Source organism: Methylobacterium indicum, assembly GCF_001043895.1.
Taxonomy (GTDB): domain Bacteria; phylum Pseudomonadota; class Alphaproteobacteria; order Rhizobiales; family Beijerinckiaceae; genus Methylobacterium; species Methylobacterium indicum.
In genome coordinates this window covers 73,050-90,552 of the sequence record NZ_JTHF01000111.1, presented here as the reverse complement: position 1 = coordinate 90,552, position 17,503 = coordinate 73,050, and the positions used below count along the sequence as shown (strand labels likewise).

At 69.7% G+C, this 17,503-nt stretch carries 14 protein-coding genes and 1 pseudogene; 5 read left to right on the top strand and 10 right to left on the bottom strand.

Going from position 1 to position 17,503, the window contains the following annotated elements; all coding sequences use genetic code 11:
- From QR78_RS13810 to coxB, 10 genes and pseudogenes are all read right to left on the bottom strand, one after another.
- Positions 1-331 (bottom strand): annotated as a pseudogene (locus QR78_RS13810) (hypothetical protein); the annotation flags it as partial.
- 22 nt (positions 332-353) lie between these two features.
- Positions 354-3,347 (bottom strand): penicillin-binding protein 1A, encoded by a 2,994-nt coding sequence (locus QR78_RS13805; RefSeq protein WP_048428093.1) that lies wholly within the window; start codon positions 3,345-3,347, stop codon positions 354-356.
- A 93-nt stretch (positions 3,348-3,440) separates the two neighbouring features.
- Positions 3,441-4,283 (bottom strand): SURF1 family protein, encoded by an 843-nt coding sequence (locus tag QR78_RS13800; RefSeq protein ID WP_048428092.1) that lies wholly within the window; start codon positions 4,281-4,283, stop codon positions 3,441-3,443.
- Positions 4,280-4,648, bottom strand: coding sequence for a DUF983 domain-containing protein (locus QR78_RS13795; RefSeq protein WP_048428091.1), 369 nt, complete (start codon positions 4,646-4,648; stop codon positions 4,280-4,282). The genes QR78_RS13800 and QR78_RS13795 overlap by 4 nt, the downstream gene beginning before the upstream one ends.
- Before the next feature lie 114 nt (positions 4,649-4,762).
- A complete protein-coding gene (locus QR78_RS13790) occupies positions 4,763-5,623 on the bottom strand; it encodes a cytochrome c oxidase subunit 3 (RefSeq protein ID WP_048428090.1) in 861 nt (286 codons plus the stop codon).
- 171 nt (positions 5,624-5,794) lie between these two features.
- Complete coding sequence (locus QR78_RS13785) at positions 5,795-6,400, bottom strand: cytochrome c oxidase assembly protein (RefSeq protein ID WP_048428089.1); 606 nt, start codon at positions 6,398-6,400, stop codon at positions 5,795-5,797.
- Between the two features lie 19 nt (positions 6,401-6,419).
- The gene (locus tag QR78_RS35495) at positions 6,420-6,575 is read right to left on the bottom strand and encodes a hypothetical protein (RefSeq protein WP_048428088.1); all 156 of its coding nucleotides are present in this window, start codon (positions 6,573-6,575) and stop codon (positions 6,420-6,422) included.
- Positions 6,576-6,604: 29 nt separating this feature from the next.
- Positions 6,605-7,555, bottom strand: coding sequence for a heme o synthase (locus tag QR78_RS13775; protein WP_048428087.1), 951 nt, complete (start codon positions 7,553-7,555; stop codon positions 6,605-6,607).
- Between the two features lie 123 nt (positions 7,556-7,678).
- Complete coding sequence (ctaD, locus tag QR78_RS13770; RefSeq protein WP_048428086.1) at positions 7,679-9,307, bottom strand: cytochrome c oxidase subunit I; 1,629 nt, start codon at positions 9,305-9,307, stop codon at positions 7,679-7,681.
- A 111-nt stretch (positions 9,308-9,418) separates the two neighbouring features.
- Positions 9,419-10,306, bottom strand: coding sequence for a cytochrome c oxidase subunit II (gene coxB / locus QR78_RS13765; RefSeq protein WP_053220910.1), 888 nt, complete (start codon positions 10,304-10,306; stop codon positions 9,419-9,421).
- Positions 10,307-10,628: 322 nt separating this feature from the next.
- Between coxB and QR78_RS13760 the strand changes: the two genes are divergently transcribed.
- The 5 genes from QR78_RS13760 (at position 10,629) to fdhD (ending at position 17,496) form a co-directional block, all read left to right on the top strand.
- A complete protein-coding gene (locus tag QR78_RS13760; protein ID WP_048428085.1) occupies positions 10,629-11,537 on the top strand; it encodes a LysR family transcriptional regulator in 909 nt (302 codons plus the stop codon).
- A gap of 245 nt (positions 11,538-11,782) precedes the next feature.
- Entirely contained in the window at positions 11,783-12,256 is a 474-nt protein-coding gene (locus QR78_RS13755; RefSeq protein ID WP_048428084.1) for a formate dehydrogenase subunit gamma, read from the top strand.
- Positions 12,253-13,815, top strand: coding sequence for a formate dehydrogenase beta subunit (locus QR78_RS13750; protein WP_048428083.1), 1,563 nt, complete (start codon positions 12,253-12,255; stop codon positions 13,813-13,815). Before QR78_RS13755 ends, QR78_RS13750 begins: the two co-directional genes overlap by 4 nt.
- An 11-nt stretch (positions 13,816-13,826) precedes the next feature.
- Positions 13,827-16,688: a formate dehydrogenase subunit alpha gene (fdhF, locus tag QR78_RS13745; protein WP_048428082.1), complete on the top strand. Its 2,862-nt coding sequence runs from the start codon at positions 13,827-13,829 to the stop codon at positions 16,686-16,688.
- Positions 16,675-17,496 carry a formate dehydrogenase accessory sulfurtransferase FdhD gene (fdhD, locus tag QR78_RS13740; RefSeq protein WP_244276360.1) on the top strand — a complete coding sequence of 274 codons (822 nt, stop codon included), beginning with the start codon at positions 16,675-16,677 and terminating at the stop codon, positions 17,494-17,496. Before fdhF ends, fdhD begins: the two co-directional genes overlap by 14 nt.
- Positions 17,497-17,503: the final 7 nt, after the last annotated feature.

The following is a 17,503-nucleotide window of genomic DNA, read 5'->3' as shown; positions in this document are numbered from 1 at the left end:
CCTTCAAGGCCTCGTGCCGGGGCTTGGCCACCCCGTTCACGGTCTGCACGTAATCCGGCTCGACATAGGCCGGGTGAGGGGAGAGCAGGGCCTTCTGGGCCGGGCTGCGCTTGCCCCATTCGGTGAACGGCACGAGGCCGCTCTCCGGGCTCGCCGGGTTGTCGCGGTGATCGGTGAAGGCGATCGTGTTCGGGGCGATCGTCCCCGGGTCGAGCCCGGTCACCGCCGGCACGTCCTTGGTGCGGTACTCGGCGAGGGCGGGGGAGGCCGCGAGCGCCGCGGCGAGCACGAGCGGAACGGGGCGCAGGCGCGCCGTGAGGCTGTCACGCACGGGGGTAGGTCCTGTCTGAGGGTCAGTAGGTCGGGTCGTCGCCGAACGGGTAGTCGGGATCGCGCCGGCGCGGCCGGCGGACATACTCGTCGTCGTCGCCGAAGGGCGAGCGGCTGCGGGCGCCGGGCCAGACCGGATCGGGCGGCTGGATCGGCTGGGCGCGCCGGATATAGGGACGCGGCTCGGGCTGGCCGAACAGGTTGCCGAACGGGTCGAAGCGGTCGGAATCCGGCGCCTCGTCGGGGGCGCGGCCCGGATTCTCGCCAGGGAGCCCCCCCTCCATCGCGTCGCCGTCCTGATCGCTGTCGGGCCGCATCGCGTAGATCTGCTCCTGCGGCACCAGGCGGAAGCGGGTATCGGCGAGGCGCCCGTCGACCGAGAGGCGGAAATGCTCGATGAAGCCGCCGCCGGACACCCGGTTGCCCGAGCGCAGGTCGATCGCCGCATCGGCGATCAGGGGCTTGGCCTCCGGGCTCGGGCCCGAGAGCGGCGTCTTGGCCACCCCGTTGGCCCAGGCGGCCTGGAGCACCTGGGCGAAGATGGGCACCCCGAGATGGCCGCCGGTCTGACCGCGGCCGAGCGTCCGGCGCTTTCCGTCGGCATTGTCGTAGCCGACCCAGGCCACGATGGTGATCTCGTTGGTGAAGCCGGAGAACCAGGCGTCGTTCTCGTCCTCCGAGGTACCGGTCTTGCCGGCGACGAAGGGCGAGAACCGGGCGAGCGCCGCCGCGGTGCCGCGCTGGGTCACGCCCTGGAGCAGGCTCTTCAGCTGGTAGAACGCCACCCGGTCGGCCGAGCCGATGCGCGCCGGCGGCCGGTCGGCATGCTGGTAGAGCACCTTCTCGCCCTGGGTCACGCTCTCGAGCCCGTAGGGCGAGGGGCGCTGGCCCTCGTTGGCGATCGCCGCGTAGAAGGCCGCGAGGTCGATCATCCGCACCGGCTGGGCCCCGAGCACGAAGGGATAGTAGCGCTCGCACTCGGCGTAGAGCTGGGCCTCCAGCGCGATGTCGCAGACCTTCTGGAGGCTCGCGGGGGCCTTCTCCGCGATACCGCCCTTGAGGAGCTGGGCGGTGACGAGGTTCTTCGAGTGTTCGAGGCCGCGCCGCAGGGTGGTGGGGCCGGAGCCACCGCCCTCGTAGTTCTTCGGCGACCACGAATCGCCCACTCCGCCGATCGGCGGCAGGGTCACGCGGGCATCCATCACCAGGGTGTTGGGCTGGAGGCCGGCATTGAGCGCGGCGAGGTAGGTGACGGGCTTGAGCGTCGAGCCGGGCTGGCGCACGCTCTGGGTCACCCGGTTGAGCTGGCTCAGCGGATAGGAGAAGCCGCCCGCCATGGCGAGGATGCGCCCGGTACGGTTCTCCATGACCAGCACCGCGCCCTGGACCTGCGGGCGGATGCGCAGGTCGGCGCGCGGCGCGCCCTTGCCCTCCGAGAGCTTGACCCGCACCACGTCGTAGGGAGAGAGCCGGCCGCGGGCGGCGCCCGGGTTCAGGCTCGCGACGCGCCCGTCGGCCAGACCGACGCGCATGCCGGCCTGGCCGCCGGTGGAGAGCACCACGGCCGCCGGCCAGTGCACGTCGTAGAGCGGCAGGCGCGCGGTCTCGAGCGCCCGCTGCCAGGCCGGCTTCGGGCCGGCGGGTTTTGCCGCCTTCGCCTGCCTCGACCCCTTCCTGCCCTTCGGCGCGGGCTCCGGAGCGGGAGCGGGCGCCGGCTCGGGGGCGGGTGCCGCGGCCTCGATGCGGCGCACCGCGTCGGCGAGGTTCGCCTCCGGTCCCTCGTAGCGGGCGCGGCCCGTGGAGGCCTCGTAGCGCGACAGGCTCTCCTGCAGGATACCCTCGGTGGCCTCCTGGAGGCCGGCATTGAGGGTCGAACGCACCGTATAGGTACCGGCGGTCAGCGAATCGAGGCCGGCGAGCGTGCGCGCCTCGCGGGTCAGGTGATCGACGAAGTGGAAGCCGGCATCCTGGCGCAGGCGCTCCAGGGGGGCGAGGCCGAGGGGCGCGGCGAGCGCCGTGTTCATCTCGGCCTCGGTGATCGCGCCCTCTTCCTTCATGCGGGTGAGCACGTAGGCGCGGCGCTCGCGGGCCCGCTCGGGGTAGCGGTCCGGGTTGTAGAAGTTCGGGCCCTTCGGCATGCCGCCGAGCAGAGCCGCCTCGGCGACGCTCAGGTCGCGCACGGATTTGCCGAAATAGCTGCGCGCCGCCATCTCGACGCCGTAGGCGCCGCGGCCGAGATAGATTCCGTTGAGGTAGAGGCCGAGGATCTCGGGTTTCGTCATCACCCGCTCGGCGCGGGCCGCGACGATCATCTCGCGGATCTTGCGCTCGTAGGTGACGTCGTCGCCGACCGAGAGATTCTTGACCACCTGCTGGGTGATCGTCGAGCCGCCCTGGGGCCGGCCCGGCGAGGCGAGATTGCCGATGAACGCGCGGATCACCCCGCGCTCGTCGATGCCGTGATGGGTGAGGAAGCGCTTGTCCTCGGCCGCGATGAACGCCTTCTGGACCAGCGCCGGGACCTCACCGATCGGCACCGCGATGCGCCGGCCGTTCGGCTCAAAGGTCTCGGAGAAGCGCTTGCCGCGCTCGTCGAGGATCGTGGTGGCGCCGGGCAGCCGCAGGGTCTTGAGGGCGTTGGCGTCCGGCAGGTCGGTGACCGCCTTGTTGTAGAACTCGATCACGTCCCGCGCCACGAAGGGCGAGTTCGCCGGGTTCTCGCCCTTGCAGAACTGCTTGTAGCTCGTGTTGAGCTCGCCGATGTCGAGGCCGTGCAGGAGCTTCGACTCGCCGGCGACCGCCTTGGGGTCCTCCATCGCGGTCGAGATCAGGTCGTCGAGGTTGATGTCCTCGATGTCGAAGGCCTTGCGCATGTGGGCGCAGCCGTCGCGCAGGAGCTGCACCACCTCCGGCCCGTCCTTGGCCGGATCGAACTGCGTGCGGATCGCGTCCGGCCGGGTGGTGACCTGGCTCAGCGTCAGGGCCGTGGCAAACAGCTTGATGAGGATCGCGTTCATCGATGACCAGAGAGCCGGGGAGGGCCGGGGGCAGGACGCGCCCGGCGGCCTGAACCGGACTTGACCCAGCCGGACATCGACAACGCGGCTGTTTTAAGGACGGGGCGGGGTCGCGGTGGCGGAAGCGGGGTTCTCCCCGGTCTCCCCGTTGCCGGTTTCACCGCGCAGCCGCCGCAGGGCGAAGGCGGTGAAGACGCCGACGAGGCAGAGCGCGAGGCCGAACCAGGTGAAGGCGTATTGCAGGTGGTTGTTCGGCAGGTCGACCCGGAGCTGCCCGCCCTTCGGCCAGCCGCCGGGATTGGGCGTCTGGTCGGCCTCGATCAGGTAGGGGGCGACACCCGACGGCCCGGCCGTGGCGAGCCCCTTGGCGGCGGCGATGCCCGGCACGTCGCGGTTGAACCACTCGCCGGTCTGCGGGTTCGGCGCGGGCACGAACATCGCCCGCACCTCGCTCTGGCGCAGCATGCCGGTGACGGTGGCCTCGCCCTCGACCTGACCGGCGGCCCGGCGGGCGACCTCCTTGAGCTCGGTCGGCACGAAGCCGCGATTGACGAGCACGATGCGACCGTCGTCGAGGCGCAGCGGCGTGATCACGTAATAGCCCTGGAGCGCCCGACCCGGCGTGTCGCCGGGCGCGAGGCCGTGGACCAGCGTCTCCTTGTCGTTCAGGAACCGGCCGTGGACCCGCACCCGCTCGAACTCGTCCCGCGCCGGATCGAAGGCGTCGAAGGCCGGAAGGGGGGCGGGCGGATCGATCCGCGAGCGGGCGACGATCCGGTCGATCAAGGCTTCCTTCCAGGCCTTGCGCTCGAGCTGCCAGACCCCGAGACCGATCAGGATGGCCAAGCAGACGAGGCTGGCGAGGGCCGGCGCCACGAGGTCGCGCAGGGCCGCGCGCCGCTCCGCCGCGCCGGCCCCAGGGGCGGGCGCCGTCACCGGAAGCGTCCCTCCGCGGCCTTGTTGGAATATTGCAGCGCCGCCATCATGCCCTTGAGCGGGCGGACCAGGATCAGGCTCAGGCCGATCGAGAGCGGGACCCAGAGCGCGGCATGGACCCACATCGGCGGCTCGTAGGCGAACTCGACCCACATCGCCAGCGCCACCACGACGATGCCGACGATCGACATCACGAAGAAGGCCGGCCCGTCGGCAGAATCGATGAAGCGGTAATCGAGGCCGCAGACCTCGCAGGAGGGACGGAAGCTGAGGAAGCCCTTGAACAGGTGCCCCTCGCCGCAGCGCGGGCAGCGGCCGCGGAGACCCACGGTCGCCGGTGAATCGACGGTGCGGTTGGATTCCATGGCCCTGCTCCTCGAGATGGTCCGCGCGATGGACCCGATCTGGACCCTGCGCGCCATAAGAAAAAGGGCGGCTTGCGCCGCCCTCTCATGTTCCCGACGCGGATGCGTCACGGATCAATGCGCGGCGGCGTGCCCGACGCCCGAACCCCAGACGTAGATGGCGGCGAACAGGAACAGCCACACCACGTCGACGAAGTGCCAGTACCAGGCGGCGAACTCGAAGCCGAGGTGCTGCTTGGCGGTGAACTGACCGAGATAGAGACGGTAGAGGCAGACCGCGAGGAAGATCGTGCCGATGATGACGTGGGCGCCGTGGAAGCCGGTCGCCATGAAGAAGGTGGCCGAGTAGATGCTGCCCGAGAAGCCGAAATGGGCGTGGCCGTACTCGTAGGCCTGGACGAAGGAGAACAGGACGCCGAGGGCGATGGTCAGCCAGAGGCCGTACTTCATCCCCTTGCGGTCGTTGTTCAGCAGCGCGTGGTGCGCCCAGGTGATCGTGGTGCCCGAGGTGAGCAGGATCAGGGTGTTGAGCAGCGGCAGGTGCCAGGGATCGAACGCCTCGACGCCCTTCGGCGGCCACAGGCCCCCGGTGAACTCGACGCGCGAGGCCTGGATCGGATCGGAGGTGTAGAGCGCCGCCTCGAAATAGGCCCAGAACCAGGCGACGAAGAACATCACCTCGGAGGCGATGAACATGATCATGCCGTAGCGGTGCGAGAGCTGCACCACGCGGGTATGGTCGCCGGTATTGGCCTCGTGCGCGACGTCCCGCCACCAGCTGAGCATGGTGTAGAGGATGCCGATCAGGCCGGCGAAGAAGATGTAGGGCCCGAGCGCGAGGTTCGCGATCGTCAGGCTCTTCATCCACAGGACGGCGCCCGACGTCATCACGAAGCCGCTCATCGAGCCGACGAGCGGCCAGGGGCTCGGATTGACGAGGTGGTAGTCGTGGTGCTTCCCGTGCGCCTCGGCCATCGTGTCGGGTCTCCTGCCTATCGTCTCGGACCGGTCGCGCCCCGCGCCGGCCGTGGATCTCGTTCTCGCGCGGGGCGGGCCCGCTGCCGGCGGATTCGACGCCGGCCTCGTACGGTCACGCTTTAAAGCCGCCCCGCCGCGATTGTCACCTCGTCAATTGGCCCAGCCCCATCAATTGGCGCGGGTCCCCGTCGGCGTCGCGAGCGCGGCCTGCGGCTGGCCGTTCTTCGACGCGAAGTAGGTGTAGGACAACGTCATCTCGGTGAGGTCGCGCGTGTTCGAATCGGCCTTGATGCCGGGCTCGACGTAGAACACCACCGGGAAGTCCATGGTCTCGCCGGGCTTCAGCGTCTGCTCGTTGAAGCAGAAGCACTGCACCTTGACGAAGTAGCTGCCGGTCAGCGCCGGCTGCAGGTTGAAGGTGGCGATGCCGGTGCTCGGCGTGGTGCCGGTATTGGTGACCCGGAAGAACACCGTCTGGGTGGCGCCGAGCTGCGCCTCCACCTGGGGGCTCTCCGCCACGAAGCGCCAGGGGAGGCCGGGCGCGACGTTGGTGTCGAAATGCACCACCATCTTGTCCTGGCTCACCGGGCCGGAGGCGGCCGCACCCCGCAGCGGCGTGCCGTCGAAGCCGGTCGCCTTGCAGAAGAGGTCGTAGAGCGGCACGAACGCGAAGGCGAGCGCCGTCATGCCGACCACGATGCCGAGGCAGGCGAGCGCCGTAGTGCGGGCCTGCCGCTGGCGCGAACGCGGATCGGCGATGCGGGGGTCGGTCATGGCGGGTCGCCTCCTCGCGTCACAGCGGCCGGTTGAGGACCTGGGGGCCGAGCTTGGCGATCGTCAGCACGTAGAAGATCAGCACCAGGGCGGCGAGCACCATCGCGATGGCGACGGAGCGCTTGCGTCGGCGCTGGATCTCTTCGGGGGTCAGTTGCTGGGGCACCGTACTCATCACCGGGTCGACCTGAGGGGAGGGCGCTTTCAGCCGAGGACCGGCCGGAACAGCCCGAGGCCCTGCTCCGCCAGCAGGGCGGAGAAGAGCAGGAACAGGTAGAGGATCGAGAAGCCGAACAGGCTCATGGCCGCCTTGTTGGCCGCCTCGCCCTCGCGCCGGCGCAGCACCTGGACGCTCAGCCCCACCATCGCCAGGCCGCCGACGAGGCCGACGAGACCGTAGATCAGGCCGCCGAAGCCGAGGAAGACCGGGGCGAGGCCGAGCGGCGCGAGCAGCACCGAATAGGCGAGGATCTGGCGGCGGGTCGAATCGGGGCCCGCCGTGTTCGGCATCATCGGGATGCCGGCGCGGGCATACTCGCCGGCCTTGACCAGCGCCAGCGCCCAGAAATGCGGTGGGGTCCAGATGAAGATGATCAGGAACAGGACCGTGCCCTCGATCCCGATCGAGCCGGTGACGACGGCCTGGCCGATCATCGGCGGCAGGGCGCCGGCGGCGCCGCCGATCACGATGTTCTGCGCCGTCGAGCGCTTCAGCCACATCGAGTAGATGACGGCGTAGAACACGATGGTGAAGGCGAGAAGCCCGGCCGACAGCCAGTTCGCCGCGAGCCCGAGCACCAGCACCGAGCCGACCGAGAGGGTGAGCCCGAAGGACAGGGCCTCGCCCGGCTGGATCCGCCCGGCCGGGATCGGCCGGGTGCGGGTGCGGGTCATCACCGCGTCGACGTCGGCGTCCCACCACATGTTGAGGCAGCCCGAGGCGCCGGCCCCGACGGCGATCATCAGCAGCGAGATCGCCCCGATCACCGGGTTCACGTGCGAGGGCGACACCGTCATGCCGACGAGGGCGGTGAAGATCACCAGCGCCATCACCCGCGGCTTCAGGAGCGCGAAGTAATCCGCGACCTCGCCGCCGGAGGTGCTGGCCTCGACGAAGGGACGGTCGGGAATCGCGGTGTTCGACAGGGTGGTCATGCTGGGTGTCGCGGCCATCGTCTGAAGGGGTTCTGAGGTGTCGCGCTCCTCGCCGGAACGCCCGCTCGCGGGCGCTCGGGGGAAGAGCGGGGGCCGCCTACGGGCGGCCCCCTCTCGTCTCGGTCAGTGGGCGTGGGACGGCTCGTCCACGATCACCGGCAGGGTCTCGTACTGGTGGAAGGGCGGGGGCGAGGACAGGGTCCACTCGAGGGTGGTGGCACCCTCGCCCCACGGGTTGTCCGCGGCCCGCTCCTTGGAGCGGAAGGCGAGCACCACGCCGATCACGAACACGACCATGCCGAGCGCGAAGATGTGGCCGCCCATGGTCGCCACCCAATGCCAGCCCGCGAAGGCCTCCGGGTAGTCGGCATAGCGACGCGGCATGCCGGCCAGACCGAGGAAGTGCATCGGGAAGAACAGCACGTTGGCGCCGATGAAGGCGAGCCAGAAGTGCAGCTTGCCGGCCCATTCGGGGATGATGCGGCCGGTCATCTTCGGGAACCAGTAGTAGACACCGGCGAAGATGATGAACACCGCGCCGAGCGACAGCACGTAGTGGAAGTGCGCGACGACGTAGTAGGTGTCGTGCAGGTAGCGGTCGACGGCGGCGTTGGCCAGGATCACGCCGGTGACGCCGCCGACGGTGAACAGGAACACGAAGCCGACGGCCCAGTGCATGGCGGCGGTGAAGCGGATCGAGCCGCCCCACATCGTGGCGATCCAGGAGAAGATCTTCACGCCGGTGGGAACCGCGATCACCATGGTGGCGAACACGAAGTAGGACTGGGTCTGGAGCGTCAGGCCCACGGTGTACATGTGGTGCGCCCACACCACGAAGCCGACGACGCCGATCGCCACCATCGCGTAGGCCATCGCGAGGTAGCCGAAGACCGGCTTGCGCGAGAAGGTCGAGATGATGTGGGAGACGATGCCGAAGGCCGGCAGGATCATGATGTAGACTTCGGGGTGGCCGAAGAACCAGAACAGGTGCTGGTACAGGATCGGGTCGCCGCCGCCGGCCGGATCGAAGAAGGTCGTGCCGAAGTTGCGGTCGGTCAGCAGCATCGTGATCGCGCCGGCGAGCACCGGAAGCGACAGGAGCAGCAGGAACGCGGTCACCAGCATCGACCAGGCGAACAGCGGCATCTTGTGCAGGGTCATGCCCGGCGCGCGCATGTTCAGGATGGTGGTGATGAAGTTGATCGCGCCGAGGATCGAGCCGGCGCCCGACAGGTGCAGGGCGAAGATCGCGAAGTCGACGGCCGGGCCGGGATGGCCGGCGGTGGAGAGCGGCGGGTAGACGGTCCAGCCGGTGCCGGCGCCGGTGGCGCCCGGGGCGCCCTCGACGAACAGCGAGCAGACGAGGCTCATGAAGCCCGCGACCGTCAGCCAGAACGAGATGTTGTTCATGCGCGGGAACGCCATGTCGGGCGCCCCGATCATCAGCGGCACGAACCAGTTGCCGAAGCCGCCGATCAGCGCCGGCATCACCATGAAGAACACCATGATGAGGCCGTGTCCGGTCACGAACACGTTGTAGGTCTGCGGGTTGGAGAAGTACTGGAGCCCGGGGGCCTCCATCTCCATCCGGATGCCGAAGGACAGGAACGCGCCGACGATGCCCGCCGAGAAGGCGAACAGCAGGTAGAGCGTGCCGATGTCCTTGTGGTTGGTCGAGTTGAACCAGCGCTGGAAGAACGGTGGGGTATGGTCGTGGGCGTGGTCGTGCCCTGCCGTGACGGCTTGAGCCATGGTCAGCCTCTTCGAGGTATGTCTCGGTCGGTCTGTCGGGAGGTGCGGGGCGCGCCGCCGGCGGCGTCCCGCGTCATGAGGTCGGCGCGCGTGACCGCGCGCCCGCGAAGCTTACCGGTTGGCCTCGGCGAACTTGGCGCCGCCGTCGGTGCGGGCGAACTTGGTCTTGGCCTCGGCGGTCCAGGCCTGGAAGGCCTGGTCGCTCACCACCTTCACGGTGATCGGCATGTAGGCGTGGCGCTGGCCGCACAGCTCGGAGCACTGGCCGTGATAGGTGCCTTCGCGGTCCGCCTTGAACCAGAACTGGTTGAGGCGCCCGGGGATCGCGTCGATCTTGAAGCCGAAGGACGGCATCGCCCAGGAATGCATCACGTCGGCCGCGGTGACCTGGATCTTCACGATCTTGTTCACCGGCACCACCATCTCGTTGTCGGTGGCGAGGAGCTTGGGCTGGCCGGACTTCTCCTGGTCCTCGCCCTCGAGCAGGTTGGCGTCGAACTTGAAGCCGCCGACGGCCTCCGGGTACTCGTAGGACCAGTACCAGGCATGCCCGATGACCTTGACCATCAGGTCGGCCTTCGGGTCGGAGAGCTGGGTGCGCAGCACCCGGAAGGACGGGATCGCGATCGCCACCAGGATCAGCACCGGGACGATCGTCCAGGCGACCTCCAGCATCGTGTTGTGGGTGGTGCGCGACGGGGTCGGGTTCTTCTTCTCGTTGAACTTGACCACCACCGCGATCAGCAGGGCGAGCACGAACAGGACGACGCCGAGCATGATCCAGTTCAGGAGGTGGTGGAAATTGTAGATTTCCGTCGCCACCTCGGTCACCGGCCGCTGCAGGTCCATCTGCCACGGCACCGGCTGGCCTATGCCGGCCGCGCTGGCGGCCGTGGCCGTCGCCGCGAGTCCGAGGAGCCCGGTCGTCGCCAGCGCCGCGGCGCGTCCCCCGATGCTCCGGCCCGAAGTCGGCCGTATCTGCGCCCTCGCCATCCCCATGGTGCCCTCGATGCTCCCCAACAGGCTGTCTGCCGGCAACGGCTGCCCGCGGGGCGGAGCGCCGTCCTCGTTTCGGCCGCGCGATGCCGGCCCGCTGCCCTGCGGCCGGAAACCGGCCGAGACCCGGATGCCGTCTCTCACCACAATGCCGCCGCAAGCGCAACGGCGTTGGCGTCGCATCGACGCCGGGAATTCGCCTGTAGGCACTGGACATTCGTCGTGATGCTCGAATGATTCCGCGAAACGTGCGCGATCCCGCCGTGCCCGTCCGGATGACCTCCGGCGCACAGCCGCATCGGCCGGCAGAACCGCGATTTTTCCGATGATCGACCGCCTCGAATTCATCCTGGCACTGGCCCGGGAGCAGCATTTCGGCCGGGCCGCCCAGGCCTGCGGGGTGTCGCAGCAGACCCTCTCGGCGGGGGTCAAGCAGCTCGAGGAACGCCTCGGTGTGCTTCTGGTGCAACGCGGCTCGCGCTTCCAGGGCTTCACGCCGGAGGGCGAGCGGGTGCTCGACTGGGCGCGGCGCATCGTCGGCGACGCCCGCGCCATGCGCCAGGAGGTGGCGGCCTTGCGGCGCGGCCTCTCGGGCACGCTCCGGATGGCCGCGGTGCCGACCGCGACCCCGATGGTCGCGGCGCTGACCACGCCGTTCCGCGCCCGTCACCCGGCGGTCCGGTTCTCCGTGCAATCCTCGACCTCGCACGAGATCGTCCGGCAGATCGCCAATCTCGAGCTCGATGCCGGCCTCACCTACATCGAGGACGAGCCGCTGGGACGCGTCACCGCGCTGCCGCTCTACCGCGAGCATTACCGGCTGCTCACCGCGGCGGACGGGATCTATGGCGGGCGGGCGAGCGTGACCTGGGCCGAGGTCGGGCGCATCCCGCTCTGCCTGCTCACCCCGGCGATGCAGAACCGCCGCATCATCGACCGCCACCTGCGCGCCGCCGGGGCCGAGCCGGCACCGCTGCTCGAATCGAACTCGATGATCGTGCTCGTCACCCATGTGCGCACCGCCAAATGGGCGAGCATCATGCCGGCGGCCCTCGCCGAGACCTTCCGGCTGACCGAGCGGGTCCGGGCGGTGCCGATCACCGACCCCGACGTCAGCCACACGATCGGCCTCGTGGTGCCCGAGCGCGATCCGATGACCCCCCTCGTCGCCGCCTTCCTGGCCGAGGCGCGGACGATCGCCCCGGACCTGGCCGCCGAAGTGGCGGCGTTGTGAGATCCTCTCGGACCGTGCCGCCGGCAGGCCGTGAACGGCCGAAAACCGACGCAGTCCCAACGTCTTGCGAGTTGTGCCTCCACGGTCCGATGCAACGTCCGCGTCTGTCGTCATTCGGTAAAACGATGTCGCCGCGGTCGCGTTGAACAAAAATTCCTTGTCGGACCACCGAACCGCGCGATTGATTCTCCGTCTGGCGGGGATCAGGTTGGAGATTAGAACGACAACGATCTGGGCTGGAAACCATGCCGGGATACGAACCCTGGGACGCCGACCGGGCGACCGGGATCATCGCCGAACACGCCCACCGCGAAGGCGCGACCCTGCCGATCCTGCACGCGCTTCAGGAGGCGTTCGGCTACGTCGACGGCGCCGCGGTGCCGCTGATCGCCGAGGCGCTGAACCTGTCGCGGGCCGAGGTGCATGGCTGCCTCAGCTTCTACCACGACTTCCGCAAGGAGCCGGCGGGCCGCCACACCGTGAAGCTGTGCCGGGCCGAGGCCTGCCAGGCGGTCGGCGCCGATGCGCTGCACGAGGACGTGCTGCGCCGCTACGACGTCGCCTGGCACGGCACCACCCGGGACGGCCGGGTGACGGTGGAGCCGGTCTTCTGCCTCGGCCTCTGCGCCTGCGGCCCAGCCGCCCTCGTCGATGGCGAGCCCGTCGGCCGCCTCGATCTCGACACCCTGGCGGATGCGCTGACGGAGCGGGCCGCGTGAGCATCACCCTCTATCTCCCCAAGGACGCCGCCAGCCTCGCGCTCGGTGCGGATCGCGTCGCCAGGGCGCTCCAGCGCTCGGCCCAGGCTCGCGGTCTCGACGTCACCCTGGTCCGGACCGGCTCGCGCGGCATGCTGTGGCTCGAGCCGATGCTCGAGGTCGAGACGCCGGACGGGCGCATCGCCTATGGCCCGGTGCGGCCCGGCGACGTCGAATCCCTGCTCGATGCCGGATTGCCGGAGGGCGGGGCGCATCGCCTGCGCATCGGCCGGCCGGAGGACCAGCCCTATTTCGCCCGCCAGCAGCGCCTGACCTTCGGCCGCTGCGGCGTGATCGATCCGGCCTCGGTCGAGTCCTATCGGGCGCATGGCGGCTATCGCGGCCTCGAGGCGGCGCTCGCCGCCGGTCCGGCCGGCACCGTCGAGGCGGTGAAGGCCTCTGGCTTGCGCGGCCGCGGCGGCGCCGGCTTCCCGACCGGCATCAAGTGGAACACGGTGATGCTGGCGCAAGCGCCGCAGAAATACGTGGTCTGCAACGCCGACGAGGGCGATTCCGGCACCTTCGCCGACCGGATGCTGATGGAGGGCGATCCGCTCACCCTCATCGAGGGCATGACGATCGCGGCGGTCGCGGTGGGTGCCACCCGCGGCTACATCTATTGCCGGTCCGAGTACCCGCACGCCTTCGCGGCGCTGGAGACCGCCATCGCGGCGGCCGAGCGTGCCGGGTATCTCGGCGCGGACGTGATGGGCTCCGGCCACGCCTTCCACCTCGAAGCACGGCTCGGGGCCGGCGCCTATATCTGCGGCGAGGAGACCTCGCTGCTGGAGAGCCTGGAGGGCAAGCGCGGCCTCGTGCGGGCCAAGCCCCCGATCCCGGCGCTCAAGGGCCTGTTCGGCCAGCCGACGCTGGTCAACAACGTGCTGTCCTTCGCCGCCGTGCCGTGGATCCTGGAGCATGGCGGCCCGGCCTACGCCGCCTACGGCATGGGCCGTTCGCTCGGCACCCTGCCGATTCAGCTCGCCGGCAACGTGAAGCGCGGCGGCCTGATCGAGACCGCCTTCGGCCTCACGCTCCGCGAGGTGATCGAGGAGTTTGGCGGCGGCACCGCCTCGGGCCGGCCGCTCCGCGCCGTGCAGGTCGGCGGGCCGCTCGGGGCCTACTTCCCCGAATCGCTCCTCGACACGCCCCTCGACTACGAGGCCTTCGCGGCCAAGAAGGGCCTGCTCGGCCACGGCGGCATCGTGGTGTTCGACGACACCGTCGACCTCGCCCGCCAGGCCCGCTTCGCCTTCGAGTTCTGCGCCGCCGAGTCCTGCGGCAAGTGCACCCCCTGCCGCATCGGCGCGGTGCGCGGCATGGAGACGATCGACAAGGTGCTCGCCGGCGAGTCGCCGCGCGAAAACCTCGCCCTCGTCACCGACCTCTGCGAGGTCATGACCGACGGTTCGCTCTGCGCCATGGGCGGGCTCACGCCCGTCCCGGTGATGAGCGCGCTCACCCATTTCCCGGAAGATTTTTCCGGCCGCGGCGCCAAGCTGCCGCTGGCTGCCGAGTGAGGACGCGTCCGATGGCCCTCATCAAGGAAATCGACTACGGCACCCCGATCCGCGTCTCCGACCAGTCGGTGACGCTGACGATCGACGGCCAATCCGTGACCGTGCCCGCCGGCACCTCGGTGATGGCGGCGGCGATGCATGCCGGGACGCAGATCCCGAAGCTCTGCGCCACCGACTCCCTCGAGCCGTTCGGCTCCTGCCGCCTCTGCCTCGTCGAGATCGACGGGCGGCGCGGCACGCCGGCCTCCTGCACGACGCCGGCCGAGAACGGCATGGTGGTGCACACCCAGAGCGACAAGCTCGCGCGCCTGCGCAAGGGGGTGATGGAGCTCTACATCTCCGACCACCCGCTCGACTGCCTGACCTGCTCGGCGAACGGCGATTGCGAGCTGCAGACCCAGGCCGGCACGGTGGGCCTGCGCGAGGTGCGCTACGGCTACGACGGCGCCAACCACGTCTCGAAGAATTCCGAGCTGTATCTCCCGAAGGACGAGTCGAACCCGTACTTCGCCTACGACCCGTCGAAGTGCATCGTCTGCAACCGCTGCGTCCGGGCCTGCGAGGAGGTGCAGGGCACCTTCGCGCTGACCATCGCCGGCCGCGGCTTCGATTCGCGGGTGGCGGCCGGGCCGACCGACTTCTTCAACTCCGAATGCGTGTCCTGCGGCGCCTGCGTGCAGGCCTGCCCGACGGCGACGCTCCAGGAGAAGTCCGTCATCGCGATGGGCCAGCCCGAGCACTCGAAGGTCACGACCTGCGCCTATTGCGGCGTCGGCTGCGCCTTCAAGGCCGAGATGCAGGGCGACCGGATCGTCCGCATGGTGCCCTACAAGGACGGCAAGGCCAACGAGGGCCATTCCTGTGTCAAGGGCCGCTTCGCCTACGGCTACGCCACCCACCAGGACCGCATCACCAAGCCGATGGTGCGTGACAAGATCACCGATCCCTGGCGCGAGGTGTCCTGGGAGGAGGCGATCCAGCACGCGGCCTCCGCGTTCAAGCGGATCCAGGCCCAGTATGGCAAGGACTCGATCGGCGGCATCACCTCGTCGCGCTGCACCAACGAGGAGGCCTACCTCGTCCAGAAGCTGGTCCGCGCGGGCTTCGGCAACAACAACGTCGATACCTGCGCCCGGGTCTGCCACTCGCCGACCGGCTACGGCCTGATGTCGACGCTCGGCACCTCGGCCGGGACCCAGGACTTCAAGTCGGTCGAGGATGCCGACGTGATCCTGGTGATCGGCGCCAACCCGACCGACGGCCACCCGGTCTTCGGCTCGCGGATGAAGAAGCGCCTGCGCCAGGGCGCCAAGCTCATCGTCGCCGACCCGCGCCGGATCGACCTCGTCAAGTCGCCCCACATCAAGGCGACCCATCACCTGCCGGTGAAGCCGGGCTCCAACGTCGCCCTCGTCAACGCGCTGGCCCATGTCATCGTCACCGAGGGACTGATCGACGAGGCTTATGTCCGCGAGCGCTGCGACCTCAAGGACTTCGAGATCTGGGCCCGCTTCATCGCCGACGAGCGCCACGCGCCGGAAGCGGTGCAGGAGCTGACCGGCTGCGACCCGGCCGAGGTGCGGGCCGCCGCCCGGCTCTACGCCAAGGGCGGCGCCGCGGCGATCTATTACGGGCTCGGCGTCACCGAGCACAGCCAGGGCTCGACCATGGTGATGGGCATGGCGAACCTCGCCATGGCCACCGGCAACATCGGCAAGCCGGGCGCCGGCGTGAACCCGCTGCGGGGCCAGAACAACGTCCAGGGCTCCTGCGACATGGGCTCGTTCCCGCACGAGCTCACCGGCTACCGCCACGTCTCGGACGACGCGACCCGCGAGACCTTCGAGGCGCTGTGGGGCGCCCAGCTCTCGCCGAATCCGGGCCTGCGCATCACCAACATGCTGGACGAGGCCGTCGCCGGCACGTTCAAGGGCCTCTACATCCAGGGCGAGGACATCGCCCAGTCCGACCCCGACACGCACCACGTCACCGCCGGCCTCAGGGCGATGGAGTGCATCGTCGTCCAGGACCTGTTCCTGAACGAGACGGCGAAATACGCCCACGTCTTCCTGCCGGGCGCCTCGTTCCTGGAGAAGGACGGCACCTTCACCAACGCGGAGCGGCGGATCAGCCGGGTGCGCCAGGTGATGGCGCCGATGGGCGGCTACGGCGACTGGGAGGGCACGGTGCTGCTCGCCAACGCGCTCGGCTACAAGATGGACTATACGCATCCGTCGCAGATCATGGACGAGATCGCGTCGCTCACCCCGAGCTTCGCCGGCGTGTCCTACGCCAAGCTCGAGGAGCTCGGCTCGATCCAGTGGCCCTGCAACGACAAGGCGCCGCAGGGCACGCCGATGATGCATGTCGACCGCTTCGTGCGCGGCCTCGGCCGGTTCATGCTCACCGAGTTCGTGGCCTCCGACGAGCGCACGACGCGCAAGTTCCCGCTCATCCTCACCACCGGCCGCATCCTGTCGCAGTACAATGTCGGGGCGCAGACCCGGCGCACCGCGAACTCGCTGTGGCACCCGGAGGACGTGCTGGAGATCCATCCCTTCGACGCCGAGAGCCGCGGCATCGTCGACGGCGACCTCATCAGCCTCGAGAGCCGGTCGGGCGACATCGCCCTCAAGGCCCGGGTCACCGAGCGGATGCAGCCGGGGGTGGTCTACACCACCTTCCACCATGCCAAGACGGGCGCCAACGTCATCACCACCGACTATTCGGACTGGGCCACCAACTGCCCGGAATACAAGGTGACGGCGGTGCAGGTGCGGCGTACGAACCGGCCCTCCGATTGGCAGGCCCGGTTCTATGAGGAAGACATCTCCCTCACCCGCATCGCCCAAACCCTCGATGCCGCCGAGTAGCGGCGTCGCGACGAGCGCCACCGTCCCGACCCGCGTCGTCGCCTACGGGCGCGGCGAGGAGCGGGACGGGATGCGCCCGCTCGCCGTCGAGATGCCGGTGAACGTGATCTACGGCGACGTGCCCTACGCCGTCATGATGACGACGCCGGCCGACCTGGAAGACTTCGCCTACGGCTTCAGCCTGACCGAGGGCATCGTGGCGCGAGCCGACGAGATCCGGGGCGCCGCAGTCGAGGACGGCGAGGGGGGCCTTCGCCTCGTCGTCGATCTCGCCCCCGGGCGGCTGCGCGAGCACCTCGCCCGCAAGCGGGCGCTGTCGGGCCGCACCGGCTGCGGCGTCTGCGGCATCGACGACCTGAAGGACATTCCCCGCGCCGAGCGGCGCGCGGCCGACGGCGTCACGGTCCGGCTGTCCGCGGTCGAACGGGCGCTCCAGGCCCTCGACGATCTCCAGGTGCTCGGGCGCGAGACCCGGGCGGTCCATGCCGCCGCCTGGGCCGACCTAGAGGGCGCCGTACTGGCGGTGCGCGAGGATGTCGGGCGCCACAACGCCCTCGACAAGCTGATCGGCGCGCTCCTGCGGGCGGGCACCGATCCGGCCGCGGGCTTTCTCGTCATTACCAGCCGGTGCTCGTTCGAGATGGTCGAGAAGGCCGCGAGCTTCGGCGCCGCGATCCTGGTGGCGATCTCCGCCCCGACCTCGCTCGCCGTCGAGCGCGCCGCGCTCCACGGCCTCACCCTGGCGGCGATCGCCCGCCACGACACCGTCACCCTGTTCACCGCCCCCGAGCGCCTGACCAACGCGTGAGTGTTTC